Source organism: Candidatus Omnitrophota bacterium, from assembly GCA_040755155.1.
Classification (GTDB): domain Bacteria; phylum Hinthialibacterota; class Hinthialibacteria; order Hinthialibacterales; family Hinthialibacteraceae; genus JBFMBP01.
Window position 1 is genome coordinate 25,889 of sequence record JBFMBP010000091.1, and the last position, 19,444, is coordinate 45,332.

Here is a 19,444-nt window from a genome sequence, read left to right on the forward strand (position 1 = left end):
CTGCTAAGGCTCAATTCCTTTGGGAGTTGAGCCTTAGTTTCTTTTCCTCGCAAAACAAATCATATGGGCGTAATACGTTCGAAGGTTTTTCGACAGATTCGGCGCGCGTTCGAAATCGTTTTCCAAAAATTGCCTTACCGGTTCCAGATGGGGGTCTTGATCGATAAAAATCTGCCGGGCGTATTTATCGTACATAACGCAATAATCCATTGGCAGCGTGCGCCATAATTCCACGGTTTTTTTCATATCCTCCAGCGAAAGATATTTTCTTCCCGCCGTATTCATAAAGGGAGGGATGCGCACTTTTCTTCCATGGCGGATTGAAGGAGGGACTTCCTTATCCGTCAGCATGAAATACGCCGCATTGGCGAAGCACAGCAAGTAGGGCGATGGACAATGGCGCGCGATCTGGGCGGCGAATCCGCGTTCGTCCTCTAAAGTCATATTAGGATAACGCCAATCGGCGCGCATCCAGAAAGGGGCGGTAAGGATTAACGCCATCACAGCGGGCAGCCAGCGGTTGGCAGGTTCGGAGAGGCGGCGTCGCAGCGGCGCCCAATCCAAGAGAGCGGCGAGACCCAAACCGCTCAACGCGAAGGCGGATGGCATGATGGCGAGGACGTAATGCTGCCAGATGTGGCTCAAGGCGAAAATGTTGACGCCGAATTCCAAACTGAACCATACGATTAGCCAAATCAAATATCGCCGCCGCTTCAACGCCATAATGACTAAGCCCGCCGCGATTCCATACCAGGCGATAGGATTCCAATACTCTACGGCGAGAAACTCGCCCCAGCGCGCAGCGGCGGATTGGTTGAAGAAATCGGCCATGGCGAAATTGGAATAGTAGATGTCATAGAAAAAAGGCTCGAATGCGTTTAACAACGCCAAATAGAAAATAAGCAATAGAGGCAAGGGGAAGAATCCGAGCAGAAACCATTGCCAATCCCGCCAACGCCTATTTTCGAAAAGAAGAAAAGCGAAGAATAACGCGGGCAGAACAATGACGCCGGTTTGTTTATTCAATAGGCATAGCGCTGCAAACACGCCCGATAACATCAAGCCGATCCGCCGTTGCGATTTCATCCCCCATAAAAAGCAAACCAACGCCCAAAGCGATAAGACCGGCGCCAGCGTGGAGACGTGCAGATATTTCGCCCATACGGCGGCGAAGGGATCGAAGGCAAAAAATCCCGCCGCCAAAAGACCCCCGCGCTCCTCGCCGCAAAGGCGTCCTAATCCATAGAGTGCGGCGAGAGCGGAGGCGCTGACGGCGATCATGAATATCCGCGCAGGGATGATGGGAATATTAAAAACTAGAAAGAAAGGATAGGCCAGAAAACTTACTAGTGGCGGTTTGTTCAAATGCACGTCGCGGTAGGGCCAATAACCATGCGTCATTTCGCGCCCCTGCATCAGGTAATCGCCCTCATCCACATTGGTTCCATAGCCGATAGTCCAGACGCGCAATAGCAAACCCGCCAGGAAGATCATTAAGAAAGGCGCATGGCGTTTGACGGCATCCGTGGAGGTATAACGCATGATTCAAATCCCGGCGCCCCGCGATGAGGGCGGATAATCGAGAATGGTTTCGGGAATAGCGGCGTTGAATTCCCGGTTATACAGATGACAGGCGACAATTCCGCCGCCAAGCGACTGCATTTGCGGCGCGATTTCGGAACAGGGTTCGAAGCGGAAGCGGCAGCGCGTATGAAAAGGGCAGCCCGGCGGAGGTTGAATGGGATTGGGGACGTCGCCCTCGAGCAGAATCCGTTTCTTCTTACCCGGCGCAGGATGGGGGATCGCATCGAGGAGCGCCAGAGTGTAAGGATGCTTGGGTTGGGAGAAAATCGCCTTGGTCGCCGCCAGTTCTACGATTTTTCCCAGATACATAATCGCTGCGCGGTCGCTGATATGGCGCACGATGGATAGATCGTGGGCGATGAAAAGAAAACTCAATCCAAACCGGTCGCGCAATTCCAGCAGAAGATTGAGAATCTGGGCTTGAATGGAAACGTCCAGGGCGGATACGGCTTCGTCGGCGACAATCAATTCCGGCTCTACGGCCAAGGCGCGGGCGATGCCGATCCGCTGCCGCTGTCCCCCGGAGAATTCGTGGGGGTAACGGGAAAGATGTTCCTCGTTCAGCCCCACCGATCGCAACAACTCCGCGCATCGCTCGCGGCGCTCGCCGCGGCTTTGGCGGATGCGAAAAAGTTTCAACGGTTCGTTCAACGCGCCGCCCGCCGTGAGGCGTGGATTGAGAGAAGAATAAGGATCCTGAAATACGATTTGCATCCATTTGCGGTATGGACGCATTTCTTGTGGCGAAAGCGTCAAGAGGTTGGGGGAATCTTTAAAACGAACGTCGCCGCCGTCCGCCTCCAACAGGCGCAGAATCAACCGCCCCACGGTGGTTTTACCGCAGCCGCTTTCACCCGCCAGTCCCAGCGTTTCTCCCGGCTGCAAGGAGAAGGAGACGCCGTCCACTGCTTTCACGAATTCGCGGGCGCGTCCGAACAAGCCTTGCCGGACGGGGAAATATTTGACGAGGTTGTCAACCCTCAGCAGCGGTTGCGGTTCCATCTTATTCACTCATATTACGCACGATGAAAAGTAGGTTGGGATTGTTTTCATATCGTATTGAATCACGAAAACACGAAAGAAAAAGAAAGACGCGAAAAAAAATATAAAACAGTTGGCGCGAGGGATCGTGCCGCGAAAAGGATTTCTTTGTGGAATCAAAAAGAATCTGTGATATCCCTAATTCAAAAATTTCGTAGAATTCGAGCCTTTTCGTGTTTTCGCGATTCAAAAACGCAACAGAAATAAAACCCAAGCGCCGCTCAGGAACGGTTACTCCAACTTGCGGACGGGACGTCCGCACTCCCAGGTTGTGTAACATGAGTTCGTAATGCCGATGCGAGAGCGCGCGATCGTCGAATGCGATTCATCATTTACAGATTGCGGCTTTTGTTGTATTCATTAAGAAAAATATTTTACGAATGAAATCACTTAAACTTCGATGGATTCCATCGATCATCGAATATTGTCATACAAAAATGATCTTACTCTCAACCGATGCTGATAGAAGCCGCGTCTCTACGCTGGTCGATCTTCTTCGCCGCCAAGCGCAGCGAATGCCAGATCGGAACGCCTACAATTTTCTTCCCAACGGCGAGGGTGATATTGTTTCGCTCGCTTACGAAGAATTGGATTGCAAAGCGCGTTCCATCGCCGCTGTTTTGCAAGATCGCAACTTACGCGGGCAACGAATTCTTTTGTTTTATCCATCTGGATTAGATTACATCGCCGCTTTCTTCGGTTGTCTCTACGCTGGAGCCGTGGCTGTTCCTAGCTATCCGCCCCGGCGCCATCGAACCGACCGGCGCTTGCAAGCCATCGCGGGGGATGCGCAGGCGGCGGCAGCGCTTACCGTCTCGTCTATTCTCGCCGATCGGGATCGACGACGTGATTTAACGCTGGATATGAATTCTCTCTACTGGCTGGCGACGGATGAAGTGGACGGCGCTATGGCCGATGGCTGGCGCGACCCCGGCGCGCAGGGCGGCGATTTGGCTTTTTTGCAATATACTTCCGGTTCCACATCCACGCCCAAGGGCGTTATGGTCAGCCACGCCAATCTGCTGCATAATCTGGCTTTTCTCGATCAAGGATGGGATCATGGGACGGACAGCGTCATGGTTACCTGGCTGCCCGTCTTTCACGATATGGGTTTGATTTATGGAGCGCTGCAGCCGTTGTTTGGCGGCTTTCCCTGTTACATGATCGATCCCGCTTTGTTTTTGCAATCTCCCTATTGCTGGCTGGAAGCGATTACGCGCTATGGCGGCACGCACAGCGCCGCGCCCAATTTCGCTTACGATCTTTGCGCGCGCGCCATTGCCCCCGAAAAACGGGAAGCGCTCGATCTACGCCGTTGGCGCATGGCTCTCAACGCCGCCGAACCGGTTCGCGAAGAGACGATGCGCCGATTCGCCGAAACCTTCGCTCCTTGCGGATTTTCCGCAAACGCTTTTTGCCCTGGCTTTGGACTTGCGGAAAATACCTTGAAAGTCACGGCGACGCGGGCCAAGGATCATCGTATATTGCTTACGGTCGATGCAGATGCGCTGGCCCATCATAAGATCGTAGCATCCGAGAAACCAGCAGCGAACGCTATAACGATATGCGGATGCGGCCGCGTCGAGCCGGAAGCCAGAGTCGTCATCGCCGATCCTGTAACGATGACCGCCTGCCCCGACGGTTCCGTCGGCGAGATATGGACCTGCGGTCTTAGCGTTGCTCAAGGATATTGGAACCGTCCCCAAGAAACCGAACAAACCTTTCAAGCGCATCTTGCCGATATGGGAGAAGGGCCGTTTTTGCGCACGGGCGATTTGGGTTTCATTTGGAACGGTGAACTCTACGTAACGGGCCGCCTCAAAGACATGATCGTCATTCGGGGGCTTAATTATTATCCGCAGGATATCGAATGGATCGTCGAGCAATGCCATCCCGCCTTGCGTCCCAGCGGCGGGGCCGCTTTCTCGGTAGAGGTGGACAGTGAAGAGAACCTAGTTATCGCGCAGGAATTGGAACGCCGCTTTATGCGCCAGGCGAATGCGGCAGAGATTTTCGCTGCCATCCGCCAGGCCGCGGCGGAAGAATTTGGGCTGCAAATTTACGCCATCCTATTGCTGCGCCCGGCGTCAATCCCCAAAACCTCCAGCGGCAAGATTCAGCGTCATGCTTGCCGTGCGGGATTCTTGGAGAATAGCCTTAACGCAATTGCGGAATGGCGGCAAACATCGCCCGAATCTCTATCGCCGCAAGCCGCCGATATTTCTCTACTGCAAGAGCCGCCAACCAGAGAATTCATCCAGGATTGGTTGGTAAATCGTCTTTCCTATCATCTCAAAATCGCCGCGCCTGAAATTGAACATCGAGAACCTTTCGCTCGTTATGGATTGGATTCCATGACGGCGGCGATTTTAGCGGGGGAAATAGGGCAATGGCTGGGGAGAAAGATTTCGCCGACGGCGGTTTACGATTATCCCAACGTTCAGGCGCTAGCGCGTTATTTATCGCCAGAAGCAGAAATAGTCAAAGACCGGCGAAGCGGCGCCTTGGCGCCGTCAAACGAATCTATCGCCATCATCGGTCTCGGATGCCGATTTCCCGGCGCTTCCCATACAGAAGCCTTTTGGCGGCTCTTGCGCGAGGGGATCGACGCTATTGGCGAAATTCCGCCTGGCCGTTGGGGGGAGGCAAACAAGAATTGCGAGACGCCGGGAAAAGGCAATATTCGCCTTGGCGGCTTCTTGAAAGAGGTAGATCAGTTCGACGCCGAATTTTTTGGCATTTCGCCCAAAGAAGCGGAAAGCATGGACCCCCAGCATCGTTTGTTGATGGAGGCAACATGGGAAGCATTGGAAAACGCCGGGCTGATTGCTTTGGAAGGAAGCCAGACCGGAGTTTTTCTCGGCGTCAGCATCAACGATTATTTTCAATTGCAAACCAATCGCCCTGAATTGCTCAACGCCTATACGGCTACGGGTTCCGCGCTCAGCGTCGCCGCCAATCGCCTTTCCTATTGGTTAGATTTGCGCGGCCCCAGCCTGGCCATCGATACGGCTTGTTCCTCGTCGTTAGCAGCGCTGCATCAGGCTTGCCATAGCCTGCGCCGGGGCGAATGCGCCGCCGCCTTATGCGGCGGCGTCAACCTGATTCTTTCCCCCGCGCTCAGCGTTGTTTTCTCCCAAGCTAACATGTTGGCGGCGGATGGACGATGCAAAACCTTCGACGCCAGCGCCGATGGCTATGCTCGCGGCGAGGGATGCGGGATGTTGGTTCTCAAGCGCCTTTCGGACGCGCAGCGGAATAGAGACCGCATCCTGGCGATCGTTCGCGGAACCGCCGTCAATCAGGATGGCCGCAGCAACGGACTCACGGCGCCCAATGGCCCCGCCCAGCAGGCCGTTATCCGCCAGGCGCTGGCCAATGCGAACGTTTCACCGCATCAAATCGATTATGTCGAAACGCACGGAACCGGCACGGCTCTAGGCGACCCGATCGAAGCCAATTCGTTGATCGAGGCGCTTTCGCCCGGGCGAGCGAGGGATCAAACTTGCTGGTTTGGTTCCGTTAAGACTAACATTGGCCATCTGGAAGCGGCGGCGGGCGTTGCGGGCATCATCAAGGTTGTACTCGCCTTGCAGCAGGAAATGATTCCGCCGCATTTGCATTTGAAAAAACTCAATCCCTTAATTCCCTTGGCGGATTCGCCCTTCGCCATTCCTTCAACCCCGCAGCCCTGGCCTCGAAGCGTTCGCCCGCGTTTGGCTGGAGTCAGTTCTTTCGGTTTCGGCGGAACTAACGCCCATGCGATCATTGAAGAAGCGCCGCCAGCGCCATTACAAGGTAATGAGATCGAGAGGCCGCTTCACATATTGACGCTGTCGGCGAAAACAGAAGCGGCGTTGATTGATTTAGCGAAATCGTACGCTGCCCATTTTACGAGCCTCGATGACTCACTATTCGCGGACGCTTGTTGCACGGCCAATATGGGCCGCGCGCACTTTACTAATCGCTTGGCGATAATTAGCGAAACGAAAACTCAGGCGGCGGAATCATTAAGTGATTATATAAACCATAAAACCGACGCAAGAACGATCTGCGCTCGCGCCGCTTCATCGCAACCCAAAATCGCTTTTCTCTTCACCGGCCAAGGTTCGCAATATGTCGGCATGGGAAGAGAACTTTACGAAACCTCGCCCGCTTTTCGCAGCATCCTTCAGCAATGCGATGAAATCCTGCGAGCCTTTTTGGATCGCCCTCTGCTCGATGTTCTGTATCCGCTAGAAGGCAACCAATCGCCGCTTGACGAAACCGCTTATACTCAACCCGCCTTGTTTTCGTTGGAATACGCTCTGGCCCAGTTGTGGCTGGCGTGGGGCGTGGAACCGGCTTTCCTGATGGGCCATAGCGTGGGCGAATACGCCGCCGCCTGCTTGGCTGGCGTATTTCGCCTCGAGGAAGGATTGAAACTAATCGCCGCGCGCGGGCGCCTTATGCAAGCCTTGCCTCGCGATGGAGAAATGTTCGCCGTCTTCGCCAGCGAAGAACACGCCGCCGAAGCTATCCGTCCCTTTTCCAGCGATGTCTCCATCGCAGCAGTCAATGGTCCACAAAGCGTCGTTATTTCGGGCCAGCGATCAGCCATTCAAGCCATAGCGAGCGCGATGGAATCAGAAGGAATCAAAACCGTAAAACTGAATACTTCCCACGCTTTCCACTCGCCTTTGATGGATTCGATATTGGATGAATTCGAACGAACGGCGGCGTCTATTTCTTATTCATCGCCCAAGATGGTTCTGATTTCCAACGTTACTGGAAGGATTGCAGGCGCGGAAACCGCTACGCCCGCTTACTGGCGCAATCATGTTCGTTTTCCCGTGCAGTTTCAAAACGGTATGGAAACGCTTCGCCAATCGGGCTGCGATCTATTTTTAGAAATAGGTCCCAAACCGATATTATTAGGGATAGGCCGCGAATGCCTGCCGCAAGCGCCTCTGGTTTGGCTGCCTAGTCTGCGCCAAGGCCAATCGGATTGGCGTCGGATGTTGCAAAGTATGGGCGAACTCTACGCGCGGGGAACGCCGATAGACTGGCGCGGTTTCGACGGCGATTATTTTCGACAACGAGTCGATCTGCCAACTTATCCTTTCCAACGCCGCCGTTATTGGCTGCCCGCGGGCAGCGCGCGATCGGCGGCGAACATTTCGTCCGGCGCGGTTGAATCTTCCCCTATCCTGAATCGAATATTGCAAGGCGACGCGGAAGAATTGGCGCAAGAACTGGGGCTTTCGGAAGAGAAAAAGCGATGGCTGCCGGAGTTTCTGGAACTCGTCCGCCGCCGCCATGAACGCGAGACGCTATTTTCCTCAATCAAAAATTGGTTTTATGAAATCCAATGGCGTCCAACGCCCCGCCGTGCTGAGACTGCGCTCGAATCCATATCTTTTACTGAAACAGGCCGTTGGTTGATCTTCGCCGATCGTTCCGGTATAGGCCGCCGTTTGGCGGATGTTTTAGAAAACAAAAGACAAACAGTCTATCTCGTCAATGCGCAAGATTCCTATCGCAAAATCGAAGATAACGTATGGAATATTCGCCCCGCCAATCGGCAGGATTATGAAATTGTTTTAGAAGAAATTCTGCGGGTTTGCGATTTGCCGCTAAAAGCGATTATTCATTTTTGGAGTTTCGATGCCGCTCCGACGGAAGATTTATCCATCGCCGCGCTGGAGCAGGCGCAAACGCTGGGATGCGAAAGCGTCATGCTTATGATTCAATCCTTATTGCAACAACGTCCGAGCGCGATGCCCCGCTTATGGTTGGCGACGCAAGGCGCCGTTGCTGCTGAGCCATCCCCGCATCATCTTTCAATTGCGCAAGCGCCGTTGTGGGGGATGGGCCGCGTTATCGCGCTCGAACATCCCGAGCTTTGGGGCGGCGCTATAGATCTTTCTTTTGAAGATCGTGAAATATCGGCCTTATTGTTGGAGATTATGAATCCCGAAGAGGATCAAATCGCCTATCACGAAGGAAAACGATTCGCCGCCCGCCTCGTTCTCTCCGCTATTGCCGAGCCGCGTGAATTTTCCCTAAAACCAGACGCCTCCTATTTAATTACCGGCGGACTCGGAGAATTGGGTTTGAAGACCGCCGAGTGGCTGGTGGAGAAAGGCGCGCGATTTTTAGCGCTATGCGGACGGCGTGGACCAACAGATCAAGCGCAAGAAGCGCTGCATCGGTTGGAAGAAAAAGGGGTTCGCATTTTTGTTTTTCAAGCCGACGCCTCTCAGCCGGAGGATGTTGCGCGGCTGCGCGATGAAATGCAGTCTTCCATGCCGCCGTTGCGCGGCCTCGTTCACGCCGCCGGAGTCGTCGAGGACGCCATGATTCTGCGGCTAAGCTGCGAGCAATTCCGGCGAGTCATGGCGCCCAAGATGCGCGGCGCGTGGAACCTGCATCAATGGACTATGAACCTCCCCTTGGATTTCTTCGTCCTCTATTCATCCGCCGCCGCTATCCTCGGATCGCAGGGACAAGCCAACTACGCCGCCGCAAACCATTTCATGGACGCCTTGGTTCATTATCGGCGGACGCAAGGACTGGCGGCGTTGAGCGTCAATTGGGGACTATGGAAAGGTCAGGGCATGGCGGCGAGACTAGAAAGCCGCCATCAAGAGCGAATGGCGTCTCAGGGAATGAATACGATTAATCTGGAACAGGGTTTTCTCGCTTTGGAACAAGCGCTCGCTTCCAACGTTATTCAAGCAGCCGCGATGCCGGTCGATTGGCTAAGCTTCTCTCAAACCATCAAAGGAGAACCAAGATCGTTGTTCGCCGAATTATGCCCGCGCAAGCTAGAGAAAGAATCTTCGCCGCCTTCCGCCATTTTGCAACTTCTGAAAAAATGTCATCCCAATGAAAGGTTGAATGTATTGATGGATTGCATTCGAGCAGAAACCGCCAGCGTTATGGGATTCGAATCATCACGCCGATTCGATAGCCAGCAGGGCTTTTTCGATATGGGTATGGATTCGTTAATGGCGGTCGATTTGAAAAACCGCTTGGAAGGGGCGTTGAATTGTTCGCTGCCCGCTACGATCGCTTTCGAGTATTCGACAATAACGGCTCTCTCCCAATACTTGATCGCCGCCAAACTCCATTTCGATTCTCCCGGCGAAGCGGCAAAGCCGCCCTTGCAAGAATCGGAGCTGGCGATAGTGGAAGAGATCTTGCGCATGGATGAAAATGAATTGGCGTCTCTCATCGACGAAGAATGGGAAAGATGGAATTCATGAGCGCCGATAAAACAATGGATTCCATATCTCCCCTGCAAAAAGCGGCGATTGCGCTCAAGAAAATGCGCTCCCGGCTCGATGCCTGCGAGCGGACGCAAGCGGAGCCGATCGCCATTGTCGGTTTGGGCTGCCGCTTTCCCGGCGGCGCAGACGATCTTTTCCGCTATTGGAATCTCTTGCGCGATGGAACCGACGCTGTAACCGAGTGGCCCCAAGATCGTTGGGACGCCAGCGTCTATTACGATCTCGATCCCGATGCGGCGGGGAAAATCTACGTTCGCGGCGGCGGCTTTTTGCAAGATGTGGATCGATTCGATCCGTCGTTCTTCGGCCTATCCCCCCGCGAAGCCAAAAGCATGGATCCGCAACAGCGGCTATTGTTGGAAGTATTTTGGGAAGCGTTGGAAAATGCGGGACAAGCGCCGGACGAATTGGCGCAAAGCCGTACCGGCGTTTTTGTCGGCATTGGGCAAATCGATTATGCGCGATTGTCGTTATTCGGCGGCGATCCTGCGCGCATTAGCGCTTTCGACGGGACGGGAAACGGCCTCTGCTTCGCCGCTGGCCGCTTATCCTATATCCTTGGTTTGCAAGGCCCCAACCTGGCTCTCGACACGGCTTGTTCTTCTTCGCTGGCCGCCGTCCATCTCGCTTGTCAAAGTTTGCGCTCGCGGGAATCCGATTTGGCGCTCGCTGGGGGAGTTCAACTCATCCTTTCGCCGGAAGTGACGATCTTCCTATGCCGCGCCAAGGCGCTGTCGCCCGATGGCCGCTGCAAGGTATTCGACGCCGCCGCCGACGGCTATGGCCGGGGCGAGGGCTGCGGCGCCGCCGTGCTCAAGCGCCTCTCGGACGCCATCGCCGATGGCGATCCTATTCACGCCATCATCCGCGGCTCCGCTCTCAACCACGGCGGTCCCAGCAGCGGCTTGACGGTTCCCAACGCCGCCGCCCAACAAGCCGTCATTCAGCAAGCGCTGAGCAATGCCAAAATCGCGCCGCAACAAATCAGCTATGTGGAAGCCCACGGAACCGGGACCGCGTTAGGCGATCCTATCGAAATACGATCGCTTAACGCTGCGTTGGGCCAAGGACGCTCGCAGCAAAATCCTTTATGGATCGGTTCCGTCAAAGCGAATATTGGCCATTTGGAAGCCGCCGCCGGAATCGTCGGTTTGATCAAGACTGTCCTTTGTTTTCAGCATAATGAAATTCCCCGGCAAATTCATTTTCATCGACCCAATCCCCATATTCCTTGGGATGAAATTTCTATTAAGGTTCCTCAAGAAAATACGCCTTGGCCTCGTTGCGAGTCGCCAAGAATAGCGGGCGTCAGTTCCTTCGGCATAAGCGGAACCAATGTCCATGTTATCTTAGAAGAAGCGCCATCAACCTTAATCCAACGCGCTGAGATCGAGCGCCCATTGCATGTATTGACGCTGTCGGCGAAATCGGAAGAGGCGTTGCAACAACTCGCCGTCCGCTATGATAATCATCTCGCCTCTCATCCTTCCTTGCCAATAGAAGACGTCTGTTTCACCGCCAACGCAGGACGATCCCATCACCAGCATCGCCTCGCCATAATAACGCCGTTGATAGATCGAGCGCAAAAATCGTTATCCGCGCATATTGCCCAAAGGAAAGATGACGATATTTTCCAAGGAATATCGCCAAGCGATTTCCAACCCAAGGTTGCGTTTCTCTTTTCCGGAATCGGTTCGCAGTATGCGGGAATGGGACGCCAACTCTATGAAACATCGCCCGCTTTTCGCCAAAGCATGGATTGTTGCGCCGAGATGTTGCGTCCTTGCATGGATAAACATTTAATTGACATTTTATATTATTTAGAAGATAACAATATATTATTAAACAATATAGGTTACGCCCAGCCCGCCTTATTCTCTTTGGAATATTTATTGGCGCAATTATGGCGTTCATGGGGGATCGAACCGGCCGCCGTTATGGGTTGTGATGCGGGCGAATGCGCCGCCGCTTGCCTGGCGGGAGTATTTAGCCTGGAAGACGGCTTGCGATGGACCGCCGAGCGGGCGCGCTTGATGCAGACTATGCGCCAAGACAATGAGAGCGAATCCCTATTAGATGAATTGGAAAACGCGGCGTTGAAGATTTCCTTATCGCAGCCTTCATTAGGGTTGATTTCCAGCATTACGGGCAGATTCGAACGGGAGGAATATACTCAGCCGGATTATTGGGGCCGCCAGGCTTGCATGCCGGGGCAATTCGATGCGGGAATAAAGACGCTGCGGCAAAGCGGCTGCGAAATCTTCCTTGAGATTGGCCCCCATCCCGTCTTGTGCGGCATGGACGGCAAGGATGCGGGATTATGGCTGCCCAGCTTGCGAAAAGACGGTTCGGATTGGCGCGTCATGCTGCAAAGCCTCAGCATACTCTATATACGTGGTGCAAAAATCAATTGGCGCGGTTTTGATCGCGATTATGCTCGACGCCGCGTGGAATTGCCTACCTATCCCTTCCAACGCCGCCGCTATTGGGTGGATGCGCCGCAGGCGAGGCAATCGGCTTCGCCGAACGAATGCAGCGAATCCATCGCGCTTCTGCAACAAGGAGACGTTCAACGATTATCCCAACGCCTCGTCCAAACCTGCCATCGTTCGCTCGAAGAAAAGATGGACATGGCGGATTGCCTACAAATCCTCGCTGGGCAATGCCTACGCGAATCGTCGTTAGCCGCCGTGCAGCATTGGTTCTACGAATGGCAATGGCGCCCTTGTCCTCGCCGCCGCTCTCTGTCTTTGGAGTCCTTGCGCAACGGCGAGCGCAAGACTTGGCTGATCTTCGCCGATAAAAGCGGTTTGGGAAATACACTAGTTCAAATGCTCGCATCGTTCAATCAGGAAGTATTTATGGTTTATTGCGATCGTACATTTAATAAAATCGATGATAAAACCTGGTCTCTCGATCCTAGCAATGCGACGGATTTTAAATTGCTGTTTCACGACATCGCGAATGGCTCTTCGGCGCCGCTGGGGGAGATCGTTCATCTATGGAGCCTGGACGCGCCGTCCACAGCCAGCTTGACGCCCGCCTCCATCGAACTGGCGTTAACGCAAAGTTGCGAAAGCGCATTGCATCTAGCAAAAGTTCTTGTTCGTTTGCAATCCTCTCCGCCGCCGCGTTTGCGCTTCGTCACCCGCAGCGCCGCATCTGTTGGAACATCATCCATCGCTCTGGCGCAGACGCCCATTTGGGGCTGGGGGAAATCCTTCGCTTTGGAATATCCCGAATATTGGGGAGGACTATTCGATCTGGCGCCGCAACTGCAGGAAAACGAAGCCGAAGATTTATTAGCGGAAATCGTCGATTCCGAAGGCGAAGACCTGATCGCCTTGCGTCCTGGCCAACGCTTCGCCGCCCGCCTGTCGCCTAGCGAGGCCATAATTCCCAAGGAATTTCGCTGCCAGCCTAGCGCCGCTTATCTCATTACAGGCGGAACCGGCGCCCTAGGTTTGCATACGGCCGCATGGCTGGCGCAGCATGGCGCCAGACGGTTGATTCTGACCAGCCGCCGGGGAGCCGCAGGCGATGCAATGGCAGCCATATATCGTCTAAAAGAGGCTGGCGTTCAGGTTTCAGTATGCAAAGCGGACGTCTCGTCAGAAGAAGATATGGCCAGAGTATTCGCCGAGATCGACGCCGCAGGCGTTCCCTTGCGCGGCGCGATTCATGCGGCGGGCGTTGCCAGTTATGAACTCATTGCATCGATGGACGCCGCCGCGTTTCAATCCGTTTTGCCGCCCAAAACTACAGGCGCTTGGTTGTTGCATCAGCATACTCTCCATCGGGATTTGGATTTCTTCGCAATGTACTCTTCCATCGCTTCCGTTTGGGGTTCCAAGGGACAAGCCCACTACGCGGCGGCGAATCAATTCTTGGACGGTTTGGCATTTTACCGTAAAAGCCTTGGTTTGCCTGCTTTGACGATCGATTGGGGGCCGTGGTCGGGCGGCGGCATGGCGGCGCCGGAACATCTCGAGGCGCTTGCCAAAATGGGCGTCAACGCCTTGCCGCCGGAAACCGCTCTGTCGGCGTTGGGTTTTCTTCTGGCTGCCAAAACAGGTCAAACCGTTGTCGCCGATGTCCATTGGAACAGATTTAAAGAGATATACGAAGCAAGAGGCGCAAGGACGCTTTTTCAGGAAATCGCCGCTGCGCCCTCCGAGTCCGCGCTGACGCCATCGCATAAATCGAATCTTATTGAACTATGGGAAAAGGAAAATGAGGAAGATCGCTTGCATCTGTTACTTGCGTTTCTGCAAGCGCAAACGGCGGCTATTCTCGATTACGAGCCGGATTGTACGCCCGATCCTCTGCGCGGTTTTTTCGATTTGGGCATGGATTCTCTGATGGCTGTTGAACTAAAAAACCGCCTTGCCGCACAATTGAATCTATCGTTATCATCGACGTTGATCTTCGATCAACCCAACATTCGTTCGCTGGCGGAATTTTTGGCGCACGAACATTTTCATTGGAATGACGATAGAAAAGTGGAAAAGCCGATTATCATTCCCGCATTGAACGAAGCGGCGAAGGCCGCTGATGATTCCATTGAGGATAAATTATCCCGCTTGGAAAAGTTGTTAAGAAGTGAAGAATAGGCGATGCTTCATGATTTCAACGAATTTAATTCTCATCGAAGGCATATCCGGTTCGGGAAAATCGACGACAGCTCAACGGCTTTATTTGAACATGATCCGTCAGGGAATCGACGCGCAATGGTTCTACGAACATGAGGTTCCCCATCCCATTTTCCATGCAGATGAAGTAGAAGCGGCTTTGAAAACAGGCCTATCCGAACCGAACCGCATTCATAAAAAAGCCTTGGAGAATTGGGAAAAACTTGCCAGCGAATTAAAAGGAACCCAGCGCGTCATTATCCTCGAAAGCGCTTTCTTCCAAACCTCGGCCGGTTCCTTGTTATTGATGGGTGCGGAAAAAGGCGAAATTATCGCCTACTCTCAGCAAATTCCTCCTCTAATCCACGAACTCCATCCGATTTTGATTTATCTTTATCAAGACGACATCGCACAGGCGCTGCATAGAATCAACGAAAAAAGAGGCGGCGAGTTTTATCGTTTTCTCATCGCAAAATTCAGCGAAACGCCATTGGGAAAAAAGCGGAAAATTGACAATGTAAATAAAATCGTAGAGGCGTTCCAACATTTTCGCGAATTCATGGATGCTCTTTATGAGCAATTTCCGCAGCGAAAACTCGCCATAGAAAATTCTCAAGGCGATTGGGACGAATATAGGCGGCGCATCGGCGATTTTCTCGGCATTGATAATATCGATCATCCATCCCATCCAATAAACAATTGGGCTGATTTCGCCGGACGGTACCGAGAAATCCATTCCGGCCAGGAATGGATCGTCGCCGTTGGAGATGATTTTTTATATTTCGACAATGCTTACAAAACTCGCTTGATCCACAAAACGAATAATGTCTTTTATCTAGAAGGCTCCTGCGTCGAATTGTCGTTCGAATGCAGCGGCGATAGCCGCATTTGCCGCGCCGTATGCCAAGGCCATCTTCCCGGCGAAGCGGCGATCGGAACCGTTTGGGAGAAGATCGACGCCTGAATCCATCTTGCTTCATGTTAGGCTGGATGAAAACGCGATGAAATTGAATTACATGCCGTATTGAATCACGAAACCACGAAAGAAAAGCGAAAATCACGAAAAAATGGGAAACCATTTCGAGAGTGATGATAGATGAGTCCATATATTAAATTGATTTCATGAATAGACTTTATTATCTCCGCTTTCGGTATTTAAAATTTTTTGCGATAATCGTCTCGCCCATTACGCTGAATCGCGCTGAACGCTATAGGAGATTCGTCATGTTCCGAAATGCTTTTATTATTGTTTGTTTGAATTTCTTTTGCCTGCTTGCTTCCGCCAGCGAAATTTTATTAATTCCCCAACCGCGCAGCGTGGAGATATTGTCAGGAGAAATCACATTAAGTTCCAACGCCGCGCTGTCGATTCCCGACGCCTCACATCCCGATTATCGCAACGCCGCGGATTTGTTGCGGCGGCGCATCGGTGAAATGACCCAGCCGGATTTTCCCCTCGCCGTCGCCCCAGCCGATTCGGACGCGCTGCAAATCGTATTGGCTATCGCCGGACGCGATGCGGCGGCGGAGGCGATAAACCAATTAGGAGAGAAGAAGCCGCAAACGCCGGAAGGTTATTTCTTGGAATCTACGTCCAAACGCATTCTATTGGCGGGGAACTCCGGCGCCGGGCTTTTCTACGCCGCTCAGACTTTTCTGCAATTGCTGTATCCTATAGATAATCACTCTCTGACGTTACCCGCCGTCCGAATCTCCGATTGGCCTGAATCCGGATTCCGGGGCGTCATGATCGATTCCAGCCAAGGGATTCTCCCCAACCTGGAAACGGTCAAACGCTTCATCGCTTCCATGGCCGAATTCAAACTCAATAAGTATTACCTCTATTCCGAAGATACGCTCGAATATCCCAACCAGCCGCTTATCGGCGAAACCAACGGACGCTATACGCCGGACGATATCCGCGCCATCGTGGCGGCGGGCGCGCAGAATTACGTCGAAATCGTTCCCTGCGTCCAATTCCACGGCCATTTGCACAACAACTTGCGCGTAGAAAAATATTCCGATCTCGCCGAAGTTCCTCACGGCGGCGAACTATCTCCCGGCCAACAAGGCGTTGACGAATTCGTCGAAAAATGCGTGAAAACCCTGGCGGAATTATTTCCCTCTAAATCCATCCATGCGGGCGGAGACGAAACTTACGAACTGGGAACCGGACGCAGCCGCGAACGGCATCCAAATCGTCCCGCTGGAGAAATTTACCTTGAACACGCTCTCAAGGTGCAGAAAATCATCCGCTCCTATGGCCGTACGCCGGAAGTCTGGGGCGACATTCTGCTGAATCATCCTGAAATTATTAACAGCATCCCTAAAAACATGCGCATGATGACCTGGAGTTACTTCGAGCGCCAAGACGATTTTACGCCGCTAGTAAAACCCTTCGCCGACGCTGGGCTTCCCTTCGTCGTCTGTCCCGGAGTTCGCAATTGGATGCAAATTTATCCCAATTTCAAAGGAATGAGCCAAGTCGTCGACGTCTTTCTCAAACGAGGCCGAGAGAGCGGAACCGATGGGATATTGAATACCTTATGGATCGATACTTGCGAAGAACTGCACAGCCTAAACTATTATGGCTTCGCTTACGGCGCCGCCGCCGGATGGCAGCCGCAAGCGCCCGATCTCGAAGCGTTCGAACGCGGTTTCGCCTGGGCATTTCACGGCGACGCAACGGGCGATGTTCTTAAGGTCTATCATGAAGTATTGGAATCCCAAGTCATCGCCGAGTCGCTCTATTCCGGCAGTTCTATCCGCCTCTTCTGGCTTGATCCCTTCGAGGAAGAAATCCAAAAACGCATTGTCCAGTGGGAACCGAAACTGCGCGATATGAGAATCCATGCCGAGAACGCATTGGAGCGCATATACGAAAGCCGCCAAAAGCCGCTGCGCAACGCCGATCTTTTGGACTTCATCGAATACGCCGCCCTGCGCCTCGATCTCGCCGGTCTCAAACTGCAATACGGCCCCGAAATGAGCCGCATCTATCGCGCCGCCCGTCAATCCAACGACCGCTCCCGCATCCAATTGGCGGGCATCCAATTGGGCGCCTCCACCAAAGCCAACAAATGCCGCGTTTACGATTTCATTTTTCTTGCCGGGAATCTGAAATCTCTCTACCGGGATTTGTGGCTGCGGGGCAATACGCCCTATAATCTAGAAGGAACGCTGGCGCTCTGGGACCGCGAAATCTTTCGCGGCTGGGAGATGTACGATAAAATCAACCAGGCGTGGGAAGAGTACTACAAAACCAAAGCGCTACCTGCTCCGGAAACGCTTGGATTTTACGTGGAATAATAGGAGGGATATGATGAACCAACCCATAATGCGTAGACGTTTTCTTGCCCTGGCGGGATGCGGAGGCCTCGCTCTTCTAGGGAGAAATCGGATAAATGCTTTTAGTGAAGAGGAACTCCCCCTTGAGCCGGAAGTTCTCTTAGGCGGCTTTACCTGGATCAAGCAATCCTGCTTCCGCATCCAGGATGAGGAGACGATCCTCTATTTCGATCCCTATGGCGTAACCGGTTCTCCGCGCGACGCCCATATTATTTTCGTCACGCATTCCCATGACGATCATTGCAATGTCTCCGCCGTCCGCGCCGTCATGAAAGAGGGAACGGTTCTCGTCACCGAGCCGGAATCGGCAACCAAGTTGAAAAGTCTGGGGCTGGAGACGAAAACGATGAAGCCGGGCGATAAAATCGAATGGAATAAACTAAAAATCGAAGCGGTTCCTTCCTATAACATAACCAAAACCAATCATCCCAAATCGAAAAACTATCTCGGCTTCGTCGTAACTCTCAGCGATGGGCGCCGCGTTTACCAGGCGGGGGATACGGATAACATTCCGGAGATGGCCAACATCGAAACGGATATCGCCCTTCTTCCCATAGGAGGAACCTACACGATGAACGCTGTGGAAGCCGCCCAAGCAGCGAAAGTCATCCATCCCGCCATCGCTGTTCCCATGCACTACGGCGCCGTCGTGGGCAGCGCCCAGGATGCCGAGAAATTCAAGCAGGAACTGGCGGGCGCCGTTGAGGTGATGATTTTCAAAGAAGGGCAATCCTTCCCGCCTGTCAAAACGAAAGTGAAAAATTGGAATCGGCAATAAAGCAAATTATACCAATCTGCGTTAAAATTGCAGCTTATAAATTCCCTCGCCCATTGGGAGAGGGTTAGGGTGAGGGAAATATAAGCCTAATAATATCAACCCTCACCTAACCTCTCCCAATCTTGGGAGAGGAATTTTGAAAACAACAATCTCAATGCATGTTGGTATTATCCATTGAAAGAACATAGGATATCATGGCATTATCTCCCCCGCCCGCGAAAGACGAGAGAGATGTTCTTTTGATGAAAAAAATTAGGCCATGACTAAATCGGCTTTGATTTTAATCACGACTTTTTTGACGCGTTCCGGACCGTTGATGGCGAGCTGAGGCCGATGGGCGTCTTGCGGCAGATAGAGGACGAAGAGTCCGGGGCTTAAGTCGGTATGCGCGGGAGCGGGTTTGCCGCAATGATGGAATTCGATATCTTTTTCCGGATTGTACGGCGTTTTCACTTCCAGCAACGCCTTGGGATGCCATTCGATCCGTTCGGTTCCCGCCAACAATAATTGGATATCCGCATAGATCCTATGCGTTTCCAGCCCTGTTTTCTCCGGCGGCAGGGTTTCGTAACTCATGATCCGCGCGAAGACGTCTTCGCCTATGATCTCGAATTTTTTCTCCTCCGCATCGGGTTTTAGGTCAAGAAGAAATTCGAAAGCGCGCCGGCCAGCGGGTCCAAACGAATATTGTTCCCAATTTTGCAGTAAGTCGACGATCATGTTTCACCTCAGTCCAATATATTTTGAATCTTATCTAACCATGAATTCGGCGAGAGGGAAGAGACGCG

The 19,444-nt window shown here is 53.0% G+C and carries 8 protein-coding genes; 5 read left to right on the forward strand and 3 right to left on the reverse strand.

Annotated elements, in window-relative coordinates:
- Positions 1-33: 33 nt before the first annotated feature.
- Together AB1656_13150 and AB1656_13155 are read right to left on the reverse strand one after the other, a co-directional pair.
- A complete protein-coding gene (locus AB1656_13150; GenBank protein ID MEW6236327.1) occupies positions 34-1,542 on the reverse strand; it encodes a glycosyltransferase family 39 protein in 1,509 nt (502 codons plus the stop codon).
- 3 nt (positions 1,543-1,545) lie between these two features.
- A complete protein-coding gene (locus AB1656_13155) occupies positions 1,546-2,586 on the reverse strand; it encodes an oligopeptide/dipeptide ABC transporter ATP-binding protein (GenBank protein ID MEW6236328.1) in 1,041 nt (346 codons plus the stop codon).
- 419 nt (positions 2,587-3,005) lie between these two features.
- Between AB1656_13155 and AB1656_13160 the strand changes: the two genes are divergently transcribed.
- From AB1656_13160 to AB1656_13180, 5 genes are all read left to right on the forward strand, one after another.
- The gene (locus tag AB1656_13160; protein ID MEW6236329.1) at positions 3,006-9,875 is read left to right on the forward strand and encodes a type I polyketide synthase; all 6,870 of its coding nucleotides are present in this window, start codon (positions 3,006-3,008) and stop codon (positions 9,873-9,875) included.
- Entirely contained in the window at positions 9,872-14,512 is a 4,641-nt protein-coding gene (locus AB1656_13165) for a type I polyketide synthase (GenBank protein MEW6236330.1), read from the forward strand. The genes AB1656_13160 and AB1656_13165 overlap by 4 nt, the downstream gene beginning before the upstream one ends.
- Before the next feature lie 10 nt (positions 14,513-14,522).
- A complete protein-coding gene (locus tag AB1656_13170) occupies positions 14,523-15,494 on the forward strand; it encodes a hypothetical protein (GenBank protein ID MEW6236331.1) in 972 nt (323 codons plus the stop codon).
- 260 nt (positions 15,495-15,754) lie between these two features.
- Positions 15,755-17,839: a beta-N-acetylhexosaminidase gene (locus tag AB1656_13175; GenBank protein MEW6236332.1), complete on the forward strand. Its 2,085-nt coding sequence runs from the start codon at positions 15,755-15,757 to the stop codon at positions 17,837-17,839.
- 10 nt (positions 17,840-17,849) lie between these two features.
- Entirely contained in the window at positions 17,850-18,656 is an 807-nt protein-coding gene (locus AB1656_13180; GenBank protein ID MEW6236333.1) for an MBL fold metallo-hydrolase, read from the forward strand.
- Between the two features lie 252 nt (positions 18,657-18,908).
- Here AB1656_13180 and AB1656_13185 read toward each other — a convergent pair whose 3' ends face one another.
- On the reverse strand, positions 18,909-19,376 hold the full coding sequence (locus AB1656_13185; protein ID MEW6236334.1) for a YhcH/YjgK/YiaL family protein: 468 nt from the start codon (positions 19,374-19,376) through the stop codon (positions 18,909-18,911).
- Between the last annotated feature and the right edge of the window lie 68 nt (positions 19,377-19,444).

Excerpts from the sequence above, each read along its gene's own strand:
- AB1656_13180 (MEW6236333.1), top strand. The coding sequence starts at position 17,850 with ATGATGAACCAACCCATAATGCGTAGACGTTTTCTTGCCCTGGCGGGA.
- AB1656_13185 (MEW6236334.1), bottom strand. The coding sequence starts at position 19,376 with ATGATCGTCGACTTACTGCAAAATTGGGAACAATATTCGTTTGGACCC.
- AB1656_13150 (MEW6236327.1), bottom strand. The coding sequence starts at position 1,542 with ATGCGTTATACCTCCACGGATGCCGTCAAACGCCATGCGCCTTTCTTA.
- AB1656_13160 (MEW6236329.1), top strand. The coding sequence starts at position 3,006 with ATGAAATCACTTAAACTTCGATGGATTCCATCGATCATCGAATATTGT.
- AB1656_13170 (MEW6236331.1), top strand. The coding sequence starts at position 14,523 with ATGATTTCAACGAATTTAATTCTCATCGAAGGCATATCCGGTTCGGGA.
- AB1656_13155 (MEW6236328.1), bottom strand. The coding sequence starts at position 2,586 with ATGGAACCGCAACCGCTGCTGAGGGTTGACAACCTCGTCAAATATTTC.
- AB1656_13175 (MEW6236332.1), top strand. The coding sequence starts at position 15,755 with ATGTTCCGAAATGCTTTTATTATTGTTTGTTTGAATTTCTTTTGCCTG.
- AB1656_13165 (MEW6236330.1), top strand. The coding sequence starts at position 9,872 with ATGAGCGCCGATAAAACAATGGATTCCATATCTCCCCTGCAAAAAGCG.